At 67.7% G+C, this 22,309-nt stretch carries 17 protein-coding genes; 7 read left to right on the plus strand and 10 right to left on the minus strand.

Annotation, left to right across the window (positions count from 1 at the left end; all coding sequences use genetic code 11):
- Positions 1–88 precede the first annotated feature (88 nt).
- From QMX79_RS12860 to bioB, 4 genes are all read right to left on the minus strand, one after another.
- On the minus strand, positions 89–871 hold the full coding sequence (locus QMX79_RS12860; protein WP_282247091.1) for an SDR family oxidoreductase: 783 nt from the start codon (positions 869–871) through the stop codon (positions 89–91).
- A 58-nt stretch (positions 872–929) separates the two neighbouring features.
- Positions 930–1,691, minus strand: coding sequence for a pimeloyl-ACP methyl ester esterase BioH (bioH, locus tag QMX79_RS12865; RefSeq protein WP_282247106.1), 762 nt, complete (start codon positions 1,689–1,691; stop codon positions 930–932).
- A 22-nt stretch (positions 1,692–1,713) separates the two neighbouring features.
- Entirely contained in the window at positions 1,714–2,925 is a 1,212-nt protein-coding gene (gene bioF, locus QMX79_RS12870) for an 8-amino-7-oxononanoate synthase (protein ID WP_282247092.1), read from the minus strand.
- 79 nt (positions 2,926–3,004) lie between these two features.
- Positions 3,005–4,039, minus strand: a complete 1,035-nt coding sequence (bioB, locus tag QMX79_RS12875; RefSeq protein WP_282247093.1) for a biotin synthase BioB — start codon at positions 4,037–4,039, stop codon at positions 3,005–3,007.
- Positions 4,040–4,217: 178 nt separating this feature from the next.
- On the opposite strand from bioB, the gene QMX79_RS12880 reads away from it, so the two are divergent.
- The 4 genes from QMX79_RS12880 to QMX79_RS12895 all read left to right on the plus strand — a co-directional run bounded on the left by QMX79_RS12880 (position 4,218) and on the right by QMX79_RS12895 (position 6,704).
- Positions 4,218–4,688, plus strand: a complete 471-nt coding sequence (locus QMX79_RS12880) for a helix-turn-helix transcriptional regulator (RefSeq protein WP_282247094.1) — start codon at positions 4,218–4,220, stop codon at positions 4,686–4,688.
- A gap of 121 nt (positions 4,689–4,809) precedes the next feature.
- The gene (locus QMX79_RS12885) at positions 4,810–5,505 is read left to right on the plus strand and encodes a ComF family protein (protein ID WP_336618867.1); all 696 of its coding nucleotides are present in this window, start codon (positions 4,810–4,812) and stop codon (positions 5,503–5,505) included.
- Positions 5,506–5,574: 69 nt separating this feature from the next.
- Positions 5,575–6,138, plus strand: coding sequence for a DUF308 domain-containing protein (locus tag QMX79_RS12890; protein WP_282247096.1), 564 nt, complete (start codon positions 5,575–5,577; stop codon positions 6,136–6,138).
- Between the two features lie 68 nt (positions 6,139–6,206).
- Entirely contained in the window at positions 6,207–6,704 is a 498-nt protein-coding gene (locus QMX79_RS12895; protein ID WP_282247097.1) for a hypothetical protein, read from the plus strand.
- Positions 6,705–6,751: 47 nt separating this feature from the next.
- On the opposite strand, the gene QMX79_RS12900 is transcribed toward QMX79_RS12895, so the two are convergent.
- The 6 genes from QMX79_RS12900 to QMX79_RS12925 are packed head-to-tail and all read right to left on the minus strand — an operon-like array spanning position 6,752 to position 13,989.
- On the minus strand, positions 6,752–8,560 hold the full coding sequence (locus QMX79_RS12900; RefSeq protein WP_282247098.1) for an MFS transporter: 1,809 nt from the start codon (positions 8,558–8,560) through the stop codon (positions 6,752–6,754).
- A gap of 49 nt (positions 8,561–8,609) precedes the next feature.
- Complete coding sequence (gene nagA, locus QMX79_RS12905; protein ID WP_282247099.1) at positions 8,610–9,725, minus strand: N-acetylglucosamine-6-phosphate deacetylase; 1,116 nt, start codon at positions 9,723–9,725, stop codon at positions 8,610–8,612.
- Positions 9,722–10,498 (minus strand): DeoR family transcriptional regulator, encoded by a 777-nt coding sequence (locus QMX79_RS12910; RefSeq protein ID WP_282247100.1) that lies wholly within the window; start codon positions 10,496–10,498, stop codon positions 9,722–9,724. The genes nagA and QMX79_RS12910 overlap by 4 nt, the downstream gene beginning before the upstream one ends.
- A 32-nt stretch (positions 10,499–10,530) precedes the next feature.
- Positions 10,531–11,859, minus strand: a complete 1,329-nt coding sequence (locus QMX79_RS12915) for a D-tagatose-bisphosphate aldolase, class II, non-catalytic subunit (protein ID WP_282247101.1) — start codon at positions 11,857–11,859, stop codon at positions 10,531–10,533.
- Between the two features lie 38 nt (positions 11,860–11,897).
- Complete coding sequence (locus QMX79_RS12920; RefSeq protein WP_282247107.1) at positions 11,898–12,839, minus strand: ROK family protein; 942 nt, start codon at positions 12,837–12,839, stop codon at positions 11,898–11,900.
- Positions 12,832–13,989, minus strand: coding sequence for an SIS domain-containing protein (locus QMX79_RS12925; protein ID WP_282247102.1), 1,158 nt, complete (start codon positions 13,987–13,989; stop codon positions 12,832–12,834). The genes QMX79_RS12920 and QMX79_RS12925 overlap by 8 nt, the downstream gene beginning before the upstream one ends.
- A 323-nt stretch (positions 13,990–14,312) precedes the next feature.
- On the opposite strand from QMX79_RS12925, the gene QMX79_RS12930 reads away from it, so the two are divergent.
- The 3 genes from QMX79_RS12930 (at position 14,313) to QMX79_RS12940 (ending at position 22,197) form a co-directional block, all read left to right on the plus strand.
- On the plus strand, positions 14,313–17,666 hold the full coding sequence (locus tag QMX79_RS12930) for a TIM-barrel domain-containing protein (RefSeq protein ID WP_282247103.1): 3,354 nt from the start codon (positions 14,313–14,315) through the stop codon (positions 17,664–17,666).
- A 131-nt stretch (positions 17,667–17,797) separates the two neighbouring features.
- Positions 17,798–20,788: a TonB-dependent receptor gene (locus QMX79_RS12935; protein WP_282247104.1), complete on the plus strand. Its 2,991-nt coding sequence runs from the start codon at positions 17,798–17,800 to the stop codon at positions 20,786–20,788.
- Positions 20,789–20,841: 53 nt separating this feature from the next.
- The gene (locus tag QMX79_RS12940; RefSeq protein ID WP_282247105.1) at positions 20,842–22,197 is read left to right on the plus strand and encodes a Gfo/Idh/MocA family oxidoreductase; all 1,356 of its coding nucleotides are present in this window, start codon (positions 20,842–20,844) and stop codon (positions 22,195–22,197) included.
- Positions 22,198–22,309: the final 112 nt, after the last annotated feature.

Here is a 22,309-nt window from a genome sequence, read left to right on the forward strand (position 1 = left end):
GGCGGGGGACGTGCTGGTAATCGAAGCTGGCGGTCATGTACGGCTCACTATGCGGTAGCGCACGACCGTTTGGTCGTGCGCCGGAAACTCAGAACGTACCGGGGTAAGCCCCGCCATCAATCAACAGGTTCTGCCCGGTGATGTAACCCGACTGCGCGCTGCACAGGAACGCGCACGCCGCGCCGAATTCATCGGCGGTGCCGAAGCGACCGGCCGGAATATGGGTGCGCTTGCGCTCGGCGATCTGGCCAGCATCCACGCCCTGCTGCTGGGCCATGTAGGCGAAGTTGCCGCGCAGCCGGTCGGTGTCGAACTGGCCGGGCAGCAGGTTGTTGAGGGTGACGTTGTGGGCCACGGTGCGGCGCGCCAGCCCGGCGACGAACCCGGTCAGGCCCGAGCGCGCGCCATTGGACAGGCCCAGGATGTCGATGGGTGCCTTCACCGACGAGGAGGTGATGTTGACCACGCGCCCGAAGCCGCGCTCGATCATGCCGTCCACGGTGGCACGGATCAGCGCGATCGGCGCCAGCATGTTCGCGTCCAGCGCGGCGATCCAGTCCTCGCGCTCGAACTGGCGGAAGTCGCCCGCCGGCGGCCCGCCGGCGTTGTTGACCAGGATGTCCACCTGCGGGCAGGCGGCCAGCGCCGCCGCGCGGCCGGCCTCGGTGGTGACGTCGGCGACCACCGTAATGACCTTGCCGGCGCCCGGCAGCGCCCGGAGTTCATCAGCGGCGCGGGCCAGGGCTTCCTCACCCCGGGCAGCGATCACCACGTTCACTCCTTCGCGCGCCAGGGCGCGTGCGCAGCCCAGCCCCAGGCCTTTGCTGGCGGCGCAGACGAGGGCCCAGCGGCCGGCGATTCCAAGGTCCATGCATCAGCTCCGTAACAGGGGACAGGCGTACATGATCGGCGATGCGCGCGTGGGTGGGTCAGGAAAGCGAGGCAACGAAGTGTTGCAGCTGCGCCGTCACCTCGTCGGTGTGGCCCAGGAACGGCGCGTGTCCGCCATGGGCCACTACATGCACGCTGGAACGCGGTGCCAGGGCCGCAGCGGCCTGCATCGCCCGCGCCGAGACCAGCCGGTCGCGCTGCCCGGCCAGCCACAGGCTGGGCACGGGCAGGCCGGGCAGGGCACCGCGCAGGTCGGTACTTTCCAGCAGGCGCAGGCCTTCCTGCAGGGCGCGCGGGGCCGGCTCACCGCGCGCCACCAGCGCCGCGCGCAGCGTGCGCAGTTCCTGCCGGGCGTGTTCGGAGCCCATCGCATCCAGGGCCAGGAAGCGCTCCAGCGTGCCGCGATAGTCCTGGGCCAGGTCCTGGCCGAACTGTTCGAAGACCGAGGCTTCCACGGCGTGCGGCCAGTCCTCGCCACGCACGAAGCGCGGCGTGGCCGCGATCATCGCCAGCCCGCGCACCTTGGGCAGCGTGGCCGCCGCATGCAGCGCGAACAGGCCACCCAGCGACCAGCCACACCACACCGCGGGCGGGGTCGCGGCGGCAATCGCACCGACCACGAACGGCAGCCGCAGCGGGGTGACGTCGTCACGGCTGTTGCCGTGCCCGGGCAGGTCGACCAGGTGCAGCTCGAACTGCGCCGACAGCCGCTCCACCAGCGGTGCGAACACGCCGCCGTGTAGGGCCCAGCCGTGGATCAGTACCAGGGCCCGCCCGCGGCCGACCACCTCGATATGCATGCTCACACCCAACCGCCGTGCATCACGCGCTCAGCGCATCCAGTGTCTGCTGGCGCAGCACCTGGTCGCGTGCGTGGGCGATGGCATCGGTAAGCGCGCGCACTTCCGGCACCGTGTGCAGCGCCGACAGGGTCACGCGCAGGCGCGCCTTGCCTTCGGGCACGGTCGGCGGACGGATCGCGCTGACCAGGAACCCGGCCGCTTCCAGCGAGGCCGACAACGCCATCACCGTCGATTCGGCCCCGCACAGCAGCGGCTGGATCGGCGTGTCCGACGGCATCAGTTCCAGCCCATGCTGGCGCGCGCCGGCACGGAACACGCCGACCAGTTCGGCCAGCTTTTCGCGGCGCCAGTCGTCGCGGCGTGCCAGCTTCACGGCGGCCAATGCCGCAGCAGTCTGCGCCGGCGGCACCGCCGTGGTGTAGATGTAGGGGCGCGCGGTTTCGGCCAGGTGCTGGATCATCGCCTCGTCGCCCACCACCAGCGCGCCGCTGCCACCCAATGCCTTGCCCAGCGTGACCAGCTGCAGCGGCACATCGGCCACGCCCAGCCCGGCTTCGGCCACGCAGCCGCGGCCGTGTTCGCCGATCACGCCAATGCCATGCGCGTCGTCCACGTACAGCAGCGCTTCCTGCATGCGCGCCACCAGGGACAGCGAACGCAGCGGGGCGATGTCGCCATCCATGCTGAAGACACCATCGGTGACCAGCATCGCCGCGCCATCGGGCGCGTGCTTGAGCTGGCGCAGCGCGCCTTCGGTATCCAGGTGCGGGTAGCGGCGCAGGCGGCAGCCGGCCAGGCGCGTGGCATCGAGCAGGCTGGCGTGGTTGAGCCGGTCCTGCACGCACACATCGTCTTCTTCGCTGAGCAGCGCCTGCTGCACCGCCAGGTTGGCGGTAAAGCCGCTGCCGAACAGCAGCGCACGCGGGTAGCCCAACCAGTCGGCCACTTCCTGTTCCAGCGCCTCATGCAGCGCATGGTGGCCGCAGATCAGGTGCGAGGCAGTTGCCCCGGCACCTTCGCGCGCGGCGGCATCCTGCAACGCGCTGACCACGCCGAACTGCTGGGACAGGCCCAGGTAATCGTTGCTGCAGAAGCCGGTAAGCCATTGGCCATTGACCTCCAGGCGCACGCCATCGCGCCGGGTCACCGTGCGGCGCACGCGGATACGGCCCTGCGCGTCGCGAAGCTTGCGCTGGGACTGGATGCGGTCGTGCAGGTCGGTACGGGCCATGGTCGTCAATGTCATGGGCAGGCAGGGCAGCTAGCGTACCCGGTTGCCGGGCGCTGCGCTGCACCGCCCGGGGCAGGGCTCAGGCCGCTTGTCCGCAACCACCGCCACAGGTGATGTCGGCATGCACGGTGCCGGGGTGGTCATGCCCGGCCGCATCCACCTGCACCGCCATCGGGCGCAGGCCCAGCCGGCTGAACAGGGCCAGGTCGCGTTCGGTGTCCGGGTTGCCGGTGGTCAGCAGCTTTTCGCCGTAGAAGATCGAGTTGGCCCCGGCCAGGAAGCACAGCGCCTGCAGCTCATCGCTCATTGCCTCGCGCCCGGCCGACAGCCGCACCATTGCCCTGGGCATCACGATGCGCGCCACGGCGATCATCCGCACGAACTCGAACGGGTCCAGTTCGGCACTGCCATGCAGCGGCGTGCCGGCCACCTGCACCAGCCGGTTGATCGGCACCGAATTGGGGTGCGCCGGCAGGTTGGCCAACGCCAGCAGCAGCCCGGCGCGGTGCGCGCGGGTTTCGCCCATGCCGACGATGCCGCCGCAGCAGGTCTTCAGCCCGGCCTCGCGCACGTGTTCCAGCGTATCCAGCCGGTCCTGGTACTGGCGGGTGTGGATGATCGAGTCGTAGTAATCCGGCGCGGTATCCAGGTTGTGGTTGTAGTAGTCCAGCCCGGCTTCGCGCAGGGCCACGGCCTGCGCGCCGTCGAGCATGCCCAGCGTGGCGCAGGTTTCCAGCCCCAGTGCCTTCACCTCGCGGATCATCGCCGCCACCTTGGGGATGTCGCGGTCCTTGGGCGAGCGCCACGCCGCGCCCATGCAGAACCGCGACGCGCCGGCGGCCTTGGCCTGGCGGGCCTTGGCGACCACGTCGTCGGTGGCCATCAGCTTCTGTGCGCTCACCCCGGTGTCGTAGCGCTGCGCCTGCGGGCAGTACGCGCAGTCCTCCGGGCAGCCGCCGGTCTTGACCGACAGCAGGGTCGAGACCTGTACCTCGGTGGGATCGAAGTGCTCCCGGTGCACGCCCGCCGCCCGGTACAGCAGCTCCGGGAAGGGCAGCTCGAACAGCGCCAGCAGCTCCTCGGGGTGCCAGTCGTGGCGGATGACAGAAGCCATGGGAGTGTCCTGACAGATTGGAGAACGAAGGGGCGGCAGTCTGGTGAGGTTGAGATCTGCTGTCAACTATGCCGGACATTCCTGAGTTTACGGTACGCGGTGTGCACTCAGGCCTCAAAACGAGGCTTGATGTCACTTAAACTCATCAGTACATGGCCTAACGATGTTTTAAACCTACATGGCGAAGAGAATTCCCCCCGTTCACCTGCGTCATGCGCGGCAAATTGAAGCGCTGGGTCAGCGCCTCCGTGTGGCTCGAGTCGCTCGAGGTATGACCCAAGCGAACTTGGCCGAAAGGGTGGGGGTAGATCGCACCACGATTGGAAAGTTGGAGTCCGGTGAGCCCGGCACCAGCCTCGCCACGGTTCTGCGCGTCTTATCCGCATTGGGAATGGGCGGAGATATAGACGGTCTTGCCGCTGCCGATACCGTTGGGGCGCAACTCGCCACCAGACAATTGCGGCGGCCGTCGCCAAGGACTTTGGACACTCATCGACAGCCGAAAGCAGAAGGGAATCCAATCGATCATGGCGGCGCCGGGAGCATCGAGCCGACACCAGACCGATATGCGCTACGCGCTACTCGCAGGCCAGACCCCATCGTGCTTCCTCCGGTCGATGGACGCCAACAGCGCACCAGAAAGAGATGAGCTGCGCCGTAAGGCCACGACGTACCCAGTGACTACAGCATCGCCAGTTGTCTCCTGACAGATGTTGGAGCGCGGGTGCAGCAATCTGGCCTCATGCAAGATCCATCCAGTTGGCTTGGCCGTGGCTGACATCCGCACCGCGCTGCTATGGCTCAGTCATCAATGCCTTCCCCTGCGTTGCTTGGTCTGCGCCAATCCGGGAAATGACGGGCTGGATCTGTGTGCCGCCTGCTACGCAGAGCTTCCGTGGAACGACCATGCCTGCCCGTTGTGCGCGCTGCCGCTGCCGCCGGACGAACCGGCCACGGTGTGCGGTGCCTGCCTGACTGGGCCGCCGCGGCAGGCCGGGGCGGCGGCGACCTTCCTGTATGCCCCGCCGATCGACCGGCTGGTGCTGCGCTTCAAGTTCCACCAGGACCTGGCCGCCGGGCGGCTGCTCTCGCAGTTGATGCTGCACGCCGTGCCGGACTTCGCGCAGCACCCGCTGCTGCCGATGCCGCTGCATGGCCGCCGGCTGCGTGAGCGGGGTTACGACCAGGCCCGGGAACTGGCCCGCCCGCTGGCTCGGGAGCTGCGGTTGCCGCTGTGGACCGGGCTGTGCCGCAGCAGGGCGACCCTGGCCCAGTCCACGCTGGACGCGGACGCACGTCGGCAGAACCTCAAAGGGGCCTTCGCCGTACGGGCTACCCCGCCGGCCCGGCTGGTCCTCGTGGACGATGTGATGACCACCGGGGCGACCCTGGACGCCGCCGTGAGGGCGCTGCGCCGGTCCGGCCTGCAGGAGGCCATGCTGTGGGTCTGCGCCCGGGCGCCGTGACACCTTGCCACGGCCTGCACACGGAGCGGGCCTAGCATCGCGGTTGACCCTCCTCCCAGGAACACCGCCATGAGCCAGGCTCCGGAACTGCGCACTACGTCGTTGTTGTCGCTGGTGGGCCGCAGTTGGTGGGTGGTGCTGCTGTATGGCCTGATCGCCATCGGCTTCGGCCTGATCGCCATCGCCCGGCCGCTGTCTGCCGCCGCCGGGCTGGCCTGGGCCATTGGCGTAATGGCGCTGGTGGAAGGCCTGGTCAGCCTGTTCGCGGTATTCAGCGGCAACAGCGGCGCGCCCCGCGGCTGGGCGCTGGTCTACGCGCTGGCCTCGATCGGCTTTGGCGCGCTGGCAGTGATCAACCCGCTGGTGACCGCCAAGGTGCTGGTGCTGCTGCTGGCAATCTGGCTGATCCTGGCCGGTGTGTACCGCATCGTGTTCGCCATCCGCGTACGCAGGCAGATTGAAGGCGAATGGCTGCTTATCGTCAGCGGCCTGCTGGCCATCGTGCTGGGCGTCATGATGTTCGGCAACCCGCTCGGTGGGGTGGCGGTGACCACGCTGTGGATCGGCATCGGCAGCCTGATCTACGGCGTGCTGCAGGTCGCGGTGGCGTTCCGGCTGCGGCGTTTGAAATAGCGTGCGTCATTGAGTGCGTTGAACGACGGCAGCGGCGACAATGCCGGCAGGCCACTTTGGGAGTACACATGCGCAGAACCCTGATTGTCGCAATGATGCTGGCTGGAAGCATTGCCCTTGGCGGATGCGCCCCATCAAGCCATGCGCTTGGGTCTGCAGATCAGATCGTCGGTGCCGCGCCGCTTCCGCATGTCCGCCTCCTGATGCGTGAGGTGGATGAGCAGGCCGCCCCCGGCTCCACCCGCCTCAAGGATCGGGACGGCGCAACACTGGCACTGCGGGAGCCGCCCTTCATTTCCACTGCCGATGTCGCCTCCGTGGCCGTGGGTGAAGACTACGAAGGACGGCCAGTGCTCAACCTGAAGATGACCGCGGCCGCGGCGCCACGCATCCTGGCGGATACCCAGGTGCGGATTGGCCGCCGGGTTGCCTTCACGGTAGGAGACCGGGTGATGACGGTCGCCACCATTCGGGGGACGTTCGGCGAGGCGATGCAGGTTTCGGGTCTGGAAGGTGCCGACGACGCGCAGCGTATATATACCGAGATCACCGGTCGGACGAAGTAGTCGAACCCGGCCTTGGGAGGTCGGGTGGCTCGGCCGCCGGTACGTCTTCAGCGAAATTTCGCTTCGATCTCCTCCAGCGTCTTGCCCTTGGTTTCCGGCAGCAGGAGCGCGGCCACCAGGAAGTACAGCAGCGTGCAGCCGGCCCAGAAGAAGAACATGCTGGCGTAGCCGTGGTGGCCCACGGTGGGCAGGAAGATCGCGGCGATCACGGTGGACACGAACTGGTTGAGCAGCAGCGCGATGCTCATGCCGTTGGAGCGGATGCGGGTGGGCATCAGCTCCGACAGCGCCAGCCACACGCAGACGCCCGGCCCGACCGCGAAGAACGCCACGAACAACAGGATGCAGCTGGCCACCAGCCAGCCGTGGGTAGGCGAGGGCACCGGGCCGATGACCGCGCGTTCGATCACCAGCGGCGCCTGTACGGCGGCAGACGGATCCGGGAACGGGTTGAGGTTGATGCGGCGGAAGAACGCCCCGATCACGCTGTCGGCCGATACCGCGTCTTCGCGGCGGATCTGCAGCGTGGCGTCGATGGGATTGTCGCTGCGCAGCGAACGCACGTTGCTGAAGCCGCCGTAGGCGTAGGACACCGTGAGCTGCAGCGGTTGCCCGTCGGCGTTGCCATCCAGCCGTCGCCACTGCGCGGCATCCATCGGCAGCGACAGGGATTGCCCGTACACCTGCTGCTGCAGCGCGGCCTGGACATCCAGCCGCCCGTGTTCGCTGCGCACGAACAGCAGCGCAGCGCCGAGCAGGGCGATGGTGATGCCGCCGGTGCCCAGCATCAGCAGGAACTTGCGGCCCTTGCGGTCCACCAGTACCAGCGCGACGACCGTCATCAGCGCGTTGAGCAGCTTGATGGAGACATCGGCCCAGTTGGCCACCGCGCCAGGCAGTCCGGCCTGGTTGAGGATATTCACTGCATAGGCCAGCACCGAATTGATGCCAGTGGCCTGGGTAAAGGCCAGCACCAGGCAGGCCAGTACGAACGGCCACACATAGCGGCGGCTCAGCAGCGGATCACGCTTGGCCGGCGTGCCGTCACTGGCCGGTGCATCGGGTGCCTGCATGCGCGCCAGCGTGGCTTCCACCTCCGCCGGCGCGACCGTGCGCTGCAGGGCAATGCGCGCCTTCTCGATGCGGCCGCGCCGCACCAGCCAACGAGGCGATTCGCTGATCAGCAGCGCGCCGCCGGTGAACACCAGCCCGGGCAGCAGGCAGCTCCAGAAGATGGTGCGCCAGGCATGGTCCTTCACCGCGAACAACAGGCGCTGCTGCTCTTCGCCGGGCAGGTGGCGCACGGCGGCCGCGGCGGCATCCACGCTGTGGGCGTGGTACAGCCCGATCACCGCCGCCAGCACCAGCCCGATGGTAAGCAGCAGCTGGAACATCGCCGCGCCACGTCCACGCCGTTCGGGACTCAGCACCTCGGCCAGGTACAGCGGCACCACCACGCCGATCAGGCCACCGCTGATGCCCTGCAGCAGGCGCCCCATCAACAGCGGTCCATAGCCTTCGGACAACGCCATCACCGGAATGCTCGCGGTGAACAGCACCCCGGCCAGCAGCATCGTGCCGCGCCGGCCGATCAGGTCGGCCACCGCGCCGGCGAACAACGAGGACAGCACACTGCCCAGCAGCACCGCCGCTACCACGAACCCCAGCTGCTGGGTGGTGAGATGCCAGCTGGCGGTGGCCGTGGCTTCCAGGTAGGGCAGCGCACCCGCGATGATGCCGATGTCGATGCCGTAGAGCAGGCCGCCCATGCCGCCAATGAACAAGAGATAGCGCACCGGCCAACGCGGCGCGTTGTCGGAAGCGGGCACGGGCATAACGGCGGAAGCGTCGTTCATGGTGCGGTCCTGTCTACGTTGGAACGCGCCGCACGCGGCGCGGAATCACTCAGTCAAGCGCGATGCGTTCGCCTTCCACGATCACCTGCTGCACGCGCAGGCCATGGTCCATCACCACCAGATCCGCCCACGCGCCCGGTTGCAGGCGGCCGCGGTCATCCAGGCCCAGATAGTCGGCGGGGTAGCGTGAAACGCGGTTGGATGCGTCATCCAGCGCCAGACCCAGCGCAACCAGGTTGCGCAGCGCCTGGTCCATGGTCAGCGCACTGCCGGCCAGCGAGCCGCTTTCCAGGCGCACGCAGCCCAGGCATTTGTGCACGCGCTGCACGCCGAGCGCGTATTCGCCATCGGGCATGCCGGTGGCGGCGGTGGCGTCGGTAACGCAGTACAGGCGCGGAATGGCGCGCAGTGCGGCGCGGATCGCGCCAGGGTGCACGTGCTGCAGGTCGGGAATGAGTTCGGCGTATTCGGCATGCGCCAGCGCCGCGGTGGCGATGCCGGGGTGGTAGTGGTCCACGCCGGTCATGCCGTTGAACAGGTGGGTGAAGCCGGCGGCGCCTGCATCCAGCGCGGCCACGCCCTGCTCGTAACGGCCGGCGCTGTGGCCCAGCTGCACGCGGATGCCGAGCGCGTTCAACGCGGGGATCAATGCCAGGTGCTGGCCGATCTCCGGCGCCAGGGTCAGCACCTTGATCGGTGCGATGGCGTGCAGGTGGCGCACATCGTCCAGCGTGGCTTCCACCACCAGCGGCGGCTGCGCACCCAGGCGCTCGGCGCTGATGAACGGGCCTTCCAGGTGAACGCCCAGCACGCGCGCCATGCCGGTGCCACGCTGCGCGATCGCGGTGGACAGGCCCTGCAGCGCACGCACGATGTCATCCGCCTCGGCGGTCATGGTGGTGCCCAGCAGCGCGGTGGTGCCATGCCGCGCGTGTGCGCGCGCCACCGTGCGTGCGGTATCCCCGCCCTGCATGATGTCCACTCCGGCACCGCCATGCACATGCAGGTCGATGAAGCCGGGCAGGATCAGCGGTACCTCGTCATCGCCACGCGGATCGGCGTGGGCGCTGTTGATCGACACGATGCGCTGGTCGAAGGCGATGTCGCCGCGCACCCACCCGAACGGGGTCAGCACGCGGCCATGCAGGGTGGAAACCGGGTTCAAGGCGGCGACTCGGCAATGATCACTTCGATGCCCAGCTTCTGCAGCCCTTCCAGGTACTCCGCATCGATGCTGGCGTCGGTGATGATGGTATGGACCTGGTCCAGGCGGGCGATGCGGTGCAGGCTGACGTGTCCGAACTTGGAGGCGTCGGTGAGCACCACCACGCGGCGTGCGCGCTCCACCATGCGGTGGTTGAGGCGGGCCTCGGCTTCATGGTGGGTGGTGAGCCCGAACTGCAGGTCCAGCCCGTCCACGCCCAGGAACAGGGTGTCGAAGCTGTAGGTATTGAGGCTGGCTTCGGCCTGGCTGCCTTGCAGCGACAGTGACTGCTTGCGCAGCAGGCCACCGGTGAGCAGCAGTTCCACGCCCGGTGCATTGGCCAGCTCCCAGGCGATGTTCAGCCCGTTGGTCATCACCGTCACGTCGCGGTGCTCGCGCAGGTGGCGCGCCAGCGTCATGGTGGTGGAACCCGAATCGATGATGATGTTGTCGCCGGCCCGCACCAGCCGCGCGGCATGCGCGCCGATGCTGTCCTTCAGCGGCAGGTTCAGGGTGTCCTTTTCATGGATGTCCTGCTGCAGCGGCGGCTTGCGCACCAAGGTGGCGCCGCCGTGGGTGCGCGTGGCCAGGCCCTGCGCTTCGATGTGGGTGAGGTCGGCGCGGATGGTCACTGCCGAGACGCCGAAGCGCTCCACCAGTTCGCTGACCTGCACGTTGCCGTGTTCGACCAGCAACTGCAGGATCTGTTGGCGGCGCTGCCGTGTATTGCGCATGGGGCGATTCCATTCGGAAGGAAAGCCGAAGCTTACCGTTCCGAAAGCTCCGTGGCAGAAAAAGCTTCGTTATCGGTGCCGAACACATTGCGAGCGCAAGCCCGGGCGTACTCGGCCAGGCGCAGCCCCACCTTGTGCCGGATCAGCGCCAGCGGTTCGGCCGCCAGCTCACCGGCCTGCACAGCGCGCAGCTGTTCGGGCAGGTACTGGCTGAGCAGCATCAGCGGCGGTGGCTGACGGGTGAGGTTGTCGACCAGGGTGGCCAGCGCGGCCTGCACGGCCGCCTCGCCCCAGTAGTAGCGGCTGCGGTCACTCAGGGAATAGGCGCGCAGCAGGCGCTGTTCGTGTGCGTCGCCCTGGTAGTAGCTGGCCCAGCTGGCCGGCTTGTCGAGCATGCAGCGGTCCAGTACCTCGATGATCCCTGACGCTTCGGCGGCCGGCAGCAGCTCGCGTTCGATCATTGCCAGCGCGAACACCGCCTCGCGGAACGCATACGTCGCTGCCGGTCCCACCTTGAGAATGGCGAAGTGGTCGCGCACCAGCGCATGCAGGCCGGCTTCGGTCTGGTAATCGGTGGAGTGCGCTTCGAACACGATGCGCGGTTGGGTTTCCACGAACACGGACAGTTCCCGGGCGGCCGCCGGGTCATAGTGGTGCACGCTGCTGTGGTCGAAATCCACGCCGGGCTGCACCACCATGGCGATCACGCGCTCCCAGGCGGGCAACAGGTCCGGTGCGGAAAACGCCTCGCGATGAATCGCCAGCGTTATGGCCGCTGCGGTGGGCGTGGTCACGCCCAGCCCACCTTCCAGCGAGGCCTCGCCGCCCGGCACGGGCACTTCGGTACCGATCACATACACCGGTGGCGGCAGGCCGTTCTCGGCAGCGGTGCGTTCGGCGATGCGTGCCAGTTCGGCCGAGCGCGCGGCCACGACCGCATCCGGCAGCGGGGTCGGGTCATCGGCGCAGGACATGCTGCAGTCCAGGTGGATCTTGTGGAAACCGGCGGCCACGTAGGCGGCAATCAGCGTGCGCGCATTGGCCATCGCGACCTCGGCCGGTCCTTTCTGCCAGGCATTCGGGCCGAGATGGTCGCCACCCAGGATCAGCCGCTCCACCGGGAACGCCTGGCTGCGTGCCAGCTGCAGCACGTAATCGCGGTACTGCGGCGGGGTCATGCCGGTGTAGCCGCCGAACTGGTCGACCTGGTTGGAGGTGGCTTCGATCAGCAGCACGGTGCCGTGGTCGCGCGCGACCTGCATGGCGGCCAGCAGCACCTGTTCGTTGCTGCAGCACACGCTGTACAGGCCAACGGGCTGGCTCTGGCGATGGGCGGCGATCAACGATTGGACGGCAGACATGGCAACACTCCAGGTGCAGAGGAACGGAAGGAAATGACTCAGTGCGCGGGATGGTGCTGGCGCGCCAGCAGCGCCGCGCCGCGTGCACCGCCGGCATCGCCGAAGGCCGGCGGCAGGATCGGCGGCACGCGCACGCCATTGAACAGGTAGGGCGCAATGGCCGCAGGCAGGTCGCGGTACAGCTGCTCCAGCTTCGACAGCCCGCCCCCCAGCACGATCACGTGCGGGTCCAGCGCCAGGATCAGGCTGGCGAAGCTGTAGCCGAGCAGGTCGCGATGGATGGCCAGCGCCTGCAGCGCGATCGGGTCGCCGGCCTGCGCCTGCTCCACCACGGCGCTGGCGTCGCAGGCCAGGCCGCCATGGCGTTCGTGGATCATCGCCAGGCCGCTGCCGGAGACATAACGCTCCAGGCAACCGCGCAGGCCGCAGCCGCAGTCCAGCAACGGCAGGTCATGGCGCAGCTGCAGCGTGGCCGGCAGGCTCCAATGGCCCCACTCTCCGGCAATGCCGTTGTTGCCGGCCACCAGCTTTCCGTCCAGGCAGTAGCCACCGCCCGCACCGGTGCCCAGGATCACCCCGAACATGCTGGGGTAGCCGGCGGCGGCGCCGTCGTGCGCTTCGGACAGGGCGAAACACTGCAGGTCGTTACCCAGCGCCAGTGGACGCTGCAGCCGTGCTTCCAGGTCATGCCCCACCGTGTGGCCACTCAGCGCGGGCACGTTGGCGCTCAACTGGCGGCCGCTGTCGCGATCGCGCACGCCGGGCAGGCCCAGGCCTACGGCAACGGCACGCGTGTCCAGCGCGGTATCCGCATCCTCGACCAGCTGGCCGACGGCGGACACAAAGGCCGCGTAGTCATTCGTCGGCGTTGCCACGCGCTGGCGGTAATGCACGGTCAGCGCTGCGTCGCAGGCCACCAGTTCGATCTTGGTGCCGCCGATGTCGATGCCGTACCAGACCTGCATGCCGTGCTCAGCCATGGTCATGGATCGTCACGCCCTGCACCACGCGGTTGACCGTGCCATCCGGGAACGGGTTGTCCGGGGTCAGGCCAAGCGCGGCCGAGCGCTGCAGCGCGAAGCACTGCGCCATCACCAGCCACAGCGGGGCCAGCCACGGATCGGGCAGGGCAGGTACATCGAGCAGGAAGTCGCCGTCGGCACTGTCGCTGCCGCCCGGGCCGACCGAGAGCACGCGCGCAGCGATGCCGTCGCGGCGCAGCTCTTCCAGCAGGTCCTGCTCATAGCGCCGCGCCAGCGGCTGCGCGCTGCGCAGCACCACCACCAGCGTAGTGCCGTTGAGCGTGGATTTCGGGCCGTGGCGGAACCCGAGCGGCGTGTTGGCCAGCGCCAGCACCCGGCCGGCGGTGAGTTCCAGCACCTTCAGCGCCGCTTCGCGCGCGGTCGCTTCCAGCGGACCACTGCCGAGGTAGATCACCCGCGAGATATCCGTGCGCGCGAGCGCTGCGACCGGGGCGTCCCAGTTGGTTACGGCCTGCTTACCGCGTTCGGCCAGGCTGCGCAGTCGCGCGATCCGCTCGGCCCACGGCGCGCTGTCGAACACGCTCAACGCGGCCAGCAGCATGCAGCTCAGGCTGCTGGTCATGGCGAAAGCGCGGTCGCAGCTGGCCGGCGGCATCAGCAGCGACAGCGTATCGCTGCGACCTTGGCCGCGCTGGGCCAGGGCGCCATCGGCATTGCAGGTGATGTCCAGGAAGCGTGCGTCGTCCACCTGCGCCCGCACCAGATCCACCGCCGCCACGCTTTCCGGGCTGGAGCCGCTGCGCCCGAACGACACCAGCAGGGTCGGGCGGTCGCGCTGCAGGTACAGCGCCGGGTGGGTGAGCAGGGTGGTGGTGTGGATGGCGCGGACGTCCGCCGGCCACTGCGCATTGATCTGGTCGGCAACCATCTCGGCGATGAAGCCCGAACTGCCGGCGCCGGTGAAGATGACCCGCTGGCCTGGCTGGCGCAGCGCGTCCCCCAGGAACGCATCGATGCGCTCCCGGGCCACCTCCAGCACGTCGGCCAACGCCGACCAGAGGGCCGGTTGCTGCGCGATCTCTTCTGCGGTGTGCGCGCCACCCAGGCGCTGCCAGGCGGGCATATCGGGGAGCAGAGTGACGTCCATTCGCTATTCCTGTTGGGCGACCGCACGATCAGCGTTTTCTTTCGAAATGTCAAATATCGAAAGATTAAAATAAGATATCCGGATCACAGTTTTCACTTTCGCTGTCGGTTCTTGCGCAATTAGTGACGCCTATCTGCGCGTCCTGCAAAGGGAAATTTCGCCCATTCAGCAGCCAGAAGGAAAGTGGTGCTTTGCATCATCTTTCGTTTTGATAGAATTCCTGATCTTTTTTCTTTTCAATTTCTTGACATCTTTCGATAGCCTGCCCCATAGTCGGCCGCACTGGTTTCGGACACCCGCCGAACGCGGGCTTTGGGGGCGTAGTGGTTACCCGTTGTCGACGCACCGTACTGGCCATCTCTCTTCTGTCGCTGTTGGCCATAACGCCGGCGCTGGCGGCGCCGTTGGGCAACCTGAGCGCACTACGTGCCGAGCCGACCGCGTCGGCCACCGCCTGGACCCTGACCACCGATAACGGCATGACCGTACGCGTGGACCTGCTGCGCCCCGACCTGCTGCGCGTGCAGGCCAGCCGCAGCGGCGCACTGGCGCCGGCCGGCGACAAGGCCGCTCCCATCGTGCTGCCGCAGGCGTTTGCCGCCGTGCCGTTCCAGCTGGAAGAAGACGGCAACGAAGTGCGCATCCGCACCGACGCGCTGGTGCTGCACATCCAGCGCCAGCCGCTGCGCCTGGCGTTGGACCGGCGTGAAGCCGGCAATGTAGTGCCGCTGTGGCGCGAACTGCAGCCGCTGGACCTGGATACCGCCCAGAGCGTGCAGGTACTGAGCAGCCAGGCCGACGAGCAGTTCGTCGGTGGTGGCCAGCAGAACGGGCGCTTCGTCTTCAAGGGGCGTGAGCTGGACGTGTCGTATTCCGGTGGCTGGGAAGAGGGCGACCGCCCGAACCCGGCGCCGATGCTGCTCAGCTCGCGCGGCTGGGGCATGCTGCGCAACACCTGGAGCGATGGCAGCTACGACCTGCGCCAGGCCGACCAGGCCACCCTGCTGCACCGCGAAGACCGCTTCGATGCGTACTATTTCGTCGGTGCCGGCCTGCCCGCGCTGCTGGACCGCTACACCGCACTGACCGGGCGCGCCGCACTGCTGCCGCGCTGGGCGTTCTCGTACGGCGACGCCGATTGCTACAACGACGGCGACAACATCAAGAAGCCCGGCAGCGTGCCCGAAGGCTGGAGCGATGGCCCCACCGGCACCACCCCGGACGTGGTCGACAGCGTCGCAAAGCAGTACCGCGCGCACGACATGCCCGGCGGTTGGATCCTGCCCAACGATGGCTACGGCTGCGGTTACAAGGCCCTGCCGGAAACGGTGAAGGGGCTGGCCGGCTACGGCTTCAAGACCGGCCTGTGGACCGAGAACGGCGTGGACAAGATCGCCTGGGAAGTGGGCACCGCCGGCAGCCGCGTGCAGAAGCTGGACGTGGCCTGGACCGGCAAGGGCTACCAGTTCGCGATGGACGCCAACCAGTCCGCGTTCAACGGCATCCTGCACAACTCCGATTCGCGCCCGTTCCTGTGGACGGTCATGGGCTGGGCCGGCATCCAGCGCTATGCGGTGGCCTGGACCGGCGACCAGAGCAGCAGCTGGGATTACATCCGCTGGCACATTCCCACCCTGGTCGGCTCCGGCCTTTCGGGCATGGCCTATGCCAGTGGCGATGTGGATGCGATCTTCGGCGGCAGCGCCGAAACCTTCACCCGCGACCTGCAGTGGAAGAGCTTCACCCCGGTGCTGATGGGCATGTCCGGCTGGTCGGGCAGTGCGCGCAAGCACCCGTGGTGGTTCGACGAGCCCTACCGCAGCGTCAACCGCGACTACCTCAAGCTGAAAATGCGCATGACCCCGTACATGTACGGGCTGGCACACGACGCGGCCACCACCGGCGCGCCGATCCTGCGCGCACTGATGTGGGATTACCCGCAGGACCCCAACGCCTGGAACGAAACCTACAAGTACCAGTTCCTGCTCGGCCGTGACCTGCTCGTGGCGCCGGTTTACCGCAGCCAGGCGGCCAGCCGTGGCTGGCGCCGCGACATCCACCTGCCGCAGGGCCGCTGGATCGATTACTGGGATGGCCGCGCGTTGCAGGCCGGTGCCGAAGGCCGCCAGCTGGACCGCCCGGTCGACCTGGCTACGATTCCCCTGTTCGTGCGCGCCGGTGCCATCGTGCCGATGTACCCGGAGATGCTGTACGACGGCCAGAAGCCGCTGGATGAGGTCACCTTCGACCTCTACCCGCAGGGCAGCTCGCAGTACACGCTGTACGAAGACGACGGCAGCACGCGCCGCTACGAGAAGGGCGAATCCAGCCAGCAGCAGGTCACCCTGCAGGCCCCGGCGCAGGGCAGTGGCCCGGTGCAGGTGAACATCGATGGCGTGCGCGGTCAGTACCAGGGGCAGCTGGCACAGCGCCGCTATGCGCTGCGCGTCCTCAGCCGGCAGAAGCCGGCGGCGGTGAGCCTCGACGGTCGCGCGCTGCCCATGCTTGCTGACGCCGCAGCATGGCAGGCCGCACCGGAAGGCTGGTACTTCGATGCCGGTGAACGCCGTGGCACCGTGCACGTTCGCACCGCACCCACCGACATCCGCCAGCCGCTCGCCTTCCAGCTGGATATCGCGCAGGCACCGGCGGCTGCCGATGATGTGTTCCCCGCAGCACCGGTGCTGGGCCGCGCGTTGCCGGCCGACAGCCTGCTGGTGGTCAACCGCCCGGCCGAGGAGCGCGGCTACGAACTGGAGAAGGCCTTTGATGACGATCCGGCCACTTGGTTCCGCACCGTGCGCAACCAGGCCGTGCGCACCGGTGCCCACGAATGGGTGATCGGCTTTGGCGAACGCCGCCTGATCGACGGCATCGCACTGGCGCCGCGCAATGACCAGCACTGGAAGAGCGGGCAGATCCGCGACTACGAAATCTACCTGGCCGACACCAATGGCGAATGGGGCGAGCCGATCAAGCGCGGTCGCCTGGCGCTGAAGCAGGACCTGCAGCAGATCGATTTCCCCGCCCACGCCGGCCGCCTGCTGCGCTTCCGCGTGCTCAGCGTGCAGAACCCCGAAGGTGATGGCGCGGCCGGCAGCGACCCCATGGTCACCGCCGCGCAGGGCAACGTGGCCCGCGCGGTGGATGCATTGCAGCCGCGCGACGTGGGCCCGATCACCCTGTCCACGTTCCAGATCCTGGAGCACCAGGTCGCCGAACGGCCGGCGCAGCAGCGTTACCTGTCTGAACTGACCTTGCCGGCAGCCGCCAACGCGCAGGTGCGCGCAGACGTTGCCTTCCAGGGCGGCCAACCCATGCGCATGAACGGCCTGCTGTTCCGCCGCGGGCTGGGCGTCGGCCCGGCCAGCCGCATCGACCTGCAGCTGCAGGGCCAGTGGCGCCTGCTGCGTGCCGACCTGGGCATCGACGATGCCTGCCGCAGCGCCGGCGGCATGCAGTTCCAGGTCTGGGGCGATGACCGCCTGCTCTACGACAGCGGCCTGGTGAAGGCACCGGGCGTGGTCAAGCCCGAACTGGATATCCGCGGCCTGCAGCGCCTGAGCCTGCGCACGCTGGGCGCACAAGGCACGCAGCCGGCACAGGTGTGTGGCAACTGGGCCAACGCCGCACTGATCGGACAGGAGGGCGATACCGCCACCATCGTGTCGCCGTAACCCACAGACGTATCGAAAAAAGAATTCCCCACCGTTTTCCGACTACGGCCCGCCGGCCGTGGTGCGGGTGACTGTTGCCCGAAAAAACCCACCCAGGCAGCCCCACGCTGCGGAAGCACAAGGAGCCAAAGATGTTGAACGAACGCCATCGCCATCGCCGCATCCCCGCTACACCCTTGTCCGTCGCGCTGGGGCTTGCCCTGGCCGTGAGCGGTCCGGCGTTTGCCCAGGACGACGACACCGCCGTGGATGCCAAGGCAAAAGCCAACGCCACCGAACTGGCGCGCGTGCAGGTCACCGGCTCCAACATCCGCCGCAGCGATGTGGAAACCTCCTCGCCGGTGCAGGTGATCAGCAAGCAGGACATCGAGAACATGGGCGCGCGCACGCTGCTGCAGGTGCTCGACAACCTGCCCGCCGCGCGCCCGGGCCAGCAGGATTCCCGTTCCCTGTTCACCGGCTCCGATGGCGCTTCGCAGGCCAACCTGCGCGGCCTCGGCGCGCAGGGCACGCTGGTGCTGCTCAACGGCCGCCGCCTCTCGTACTACGGTGCGCCGGCCGGCTTCCAGACCCAGTTCGTCAACATCGATGCCATTCCGGCCGCCGCCATCGAACGCATGGAAGTGCTGACCGACGGCGCCTCGGCCGTATACGGCACCGACGCGGTGGCCGGTGTGATCAACGTGATCACCAAGCGCTCCTACCAGGGTGCGGAGATCAACATCACCGCCGACAAGTCCTCGCGGATCGATTCCTACGGCGAGCAGCAGGGCAGCATCACCGCCGGCTTCGGCGACCTGGACGAAGACCGCTACAACGTCTACGCCTCGGTCAACCTGTACCGCCGCAACGCGATTCCGCTCAGTGATTTCTACGACAAGCGGCCGCCCCAGTACTACGTCAACAACCCCAACTACATCCCCGGCCTGCGCCTGGGCACCGGCAGCAAGCCGGGCGAGTTCAACCCGGGCAGCTTCTTCGCGTTCGATCCCACCACCAATGCGCTGGTGCGTGAAGCCGCACCGGGCTGCAACAACGTGCTGGTCGAGGCCGCCGGCACGCGCTGCATCTGGGAAACCTGGATGAACCGCGAGATCGACGCCGGCGCCAAGACCGAACGCGCCACCGCCTACATCAGCTCGCACTTCCTGATCGGCGACAGCACCGAAGCCTTCGCCGAAGTCACCTACACCGACATCGACCTGACCGCCAACGGCGGCACGCCCTCCGCGTACAACACCACGACCGGCAATCCCTCGAGCTGGTACTCGCGCAACACCGGCAACACGGTCAACCAGTTCCTCACGCCTTACCTGGGGCCGAACAACGTCTACAACCTGGCCAGCCCCGAACTGAAGGCGATGATGGGCGGCGTGGTGGGCCTGAACTACCTGATGCAGGACGTGGGCGACGGCCACTTCGGCCAGCGCAACACCGACCAGAGCTACCGCGTGCTGGCCGGCCTGCGTGGCAGCCTTGGCGAGGACTGGAACTGGGAAACCGCCTTTGCCACCGCTGGCTCGCACTCGGTTACCTACCAGACCGTCAACGTGAACCTGGAAGGCTTCGAGCGCGCGTTCGGCCCCTACACCATCGACCCGGGCACCGGGCGGGTGATCATCTCCGACAACCCGGCCTACCAGTTCGGCGTCATCAACGAAGCCAACGCCAAGCTGATCCGCGAGGCGTACCCCACCTTCGACATCCAGTCCTGGACGCGCCTGCATACGCTGGATGGCAAGATCGAAGGCCCGCTGTTCAGCATGCCGGCTGGCGACGTGCGCGCCGCGTTCGGCTTCAACGCCACCCGCGAAACCTTCTACACGCCGGGCAACGAAGACGCCGCCAACGGCCTGATCACCCAGCAGGGCGGCTCGTGGTTCGATGGCAAGCGCAACACCTACGCGCTGTTCGCCGAAGCCGTGGCCCCTCTCACCGACAAGCTGGAACTGGATGCCGCGCTGCGCGTGGACAAGTACCCGAACTTCAGCGCCAACCTGGCCCCGAAGATCGGCCTGAAGTACCAAGTGCTGCCACAGCTGTTGCTGCGCGGCACCTATTCCGAAGGCTTCCGCGCGCCCAGCCTGGCCGAAGCGGGCACCGGCGGCGTGTTCGCCCAGCTCGGTGGCTTTGAAGACGACATCCGCTGCGATGAGACCAATGCCATCGCCAACCTGCTGCGCCAGTCCAACCGCCCGGGCGACGTGGACCTGGGCAACACGCTGCTCAACAGCGACTGCAGCCGCACCGTGGCGCGCATGACCCAGCCCAACCAGGACCTGAAGCCGGAAAAGGCCAAGATCTCCACGCTGGGCTTCGTGTACGAACCGGCCAGCTGGATGTCGATCTCGGCCGACTACTGGTTCATCTACCGCCGCAACGAGATCGCCGCGCCGGACTACAGCAAGGAACAGGACATCCTGTCGATGACCCGCAACCCGATCAGCGACAACGATCGGGCCAACGAGGCCGCGCTGGCGCAGATGTGCGCCGATCCGGCCAGCGGCGTGAGCTGCCCGGGCGCGCTGCCCGGCTACAGCGTGGGCAACGTGGCCGCCGTGGTGGGCCAGTACAAGAACCAGGGCCGCACCCTGGTGGATGGTTTCGACATCGACGCGCGCGGCCGCTTCATGCTGGGTGAGTGGGGCGCGCTGAACATCGGCGTGGCCGCCACCATCGCGCGCCGCAAGGAAGCCTATATCGACGACACCGACCGCTGGTACTACGGCAACACCATCGGCTATTACGGCAACCCGCGCATGCGGGCCACGTTCAACGCCGACTGGTCGTACAAGCAGGTCACCACCAGCTTCTTCGTGAACTACGTGGGCGGTACCAAGTGGGCGTGGGACCGCGTGGATGCCGAAGACAACAATCCGGACACCTGCACCGCCGGCTCGCTGCCGGTGAACCCGGCCCAGTGCGATGGCGTGCCGTCGTGGTGGACCGCCAACCTGAGCGTGGGCTGGCGCCCGGATGACCACTGGAGCCTGGGCTTCACGGTCAAGAACCTGTTCAACCGCCTGCCGTTCTACGACCCGAACAGTTTCCTGGGTGACTCCAGTGACTATGCCAGCATCTTCGGCCGCAGCTACAGTCTGCAGGTCGGTTACAAGTTCTGATTGTTCCAGCGCGTCGGTCCAGGCCGGCGCGCTTCCAAAGGGAGTAACGTTCCATGAAGCGTAGGGAATTCATTGCCGCCGGTGCGGCCCTGGCCGCCACCAGCCTGCTGCCGGAAACTCCGGCCTGGGCGCGCGGGCGCACGCTGCGCCTGGGCCTGATCGGCACCGGCATGCGCGGCCAGGTGCTGCTCAAGGAGCTGGTCCGCCGCGACGACGTTGAAGTGGTCGCACTGTGCGACATCGAACCGATCATGCTCAAGCGCGGCATGGACATGGTGGCCAAGGCCGGCAAGAAGGCGCCCACCGCCTACGGCCAGGACGGCGACCGCAACGCGTGGAAGCGCCTGCTTGAACAGCGCGGCCTGGACGGCGTGATCATCGCCACGCCGTGGGAATACCACGCCCCGATGGCGATTGCCGCCATGCAGGCCAAGGTTGCCGTGGGTTGCGAAGTGGTGGCTGGCATCACCCTGCAGGACCACTGGGACGTGCTCAAGACCCAGCTCTCCACCGGCACCCCGTACATGCTGCTGGAAAACGTCTGCTACCGCCGCGACGTGATGGCCACCCTGCAGATGGTGCGCAACGGCCTGTTCGGCGAACTGGTGCACCTGCAGGCCGGTTACCAGCACGACCTGCGCGGGGTGAAGTTCAACTCCGGCGATCCGTCGCAGCCGTACGACAGCGGCGTGGAATTCGGCCCGCATGCATGGTCCGAAGCGCGCTGGCGCACCCAGCATTCGGTGGACCGCAACGGCGAGCTGTACCCCAGCCACGGCATCGGCCCGTGCGCCATGTACACCGGCATCAACCGCGGCAACCGCTTCACCCACATCAATGCGTTCGCCAGCAAGGCGCGCGGCCTGCACGAATACACCGTGGCCAAAAGCGGCGGCACCACCCACCCCAGCACCAAGGTGAACTTCAAGCTGGGTGACATCGTCACCACCACGCTGGCGTGCGAGAACGGCGAAACCATCCTGCTGCAGCACGACACCTCGCTGCCGCGCCCGTACTCGATGGGCTTCCGCGTGCAGGGCACCAAGGGGCTGTGGATGGATGTGAACCAGTCCATCCACATCGAAGGCCGCAGCCCGCCGCACAAGTGGGAACCGTTCCAGGGCTACCAGGACCAGTACGAACACCCGCTGTGGAAGCAGCACGCCGACACCGCCGCCAGCGCCGGCCACGGCGGCATGGACTGGTTCGTGATCCACGCCTTCGTCGAAGCTCTCAAGGCCAAGGCGCCGATGCCGATCGACATCTACGACGCCATCACCTGGAGCGCGATCACCCCGCTGTCGGAGCAATCCATCGCCAACAGCTTCCAGACCCTGGAGTTCCCGGACTTCACCGCCGGCCTGTGGCAGCAGCGCAAGCCGATCTTTGCGTTTGACGGGACGTACTGATCAGTCTTCGGACACTGCAGCCACGCAGGGCGTGGCTCTACGTCCATCGGCCAGAATGCCCCCGGTAGAGCCACGCCCTGCGTGGCTGCACGCAAATCCAGAACACCCGCGT

This window comes from Stenotrophomonas sp. PS02300 (genome assembly GCF_029959395.1).
GTDB classification, from domain to species: Bacteria; Pseudomonadota; Gammaproteobacteria; order Xanthomonadales; family Xanthomonadaceae; genus Stenotrophomonas; species Stenotrophomonas maltophilia_AD.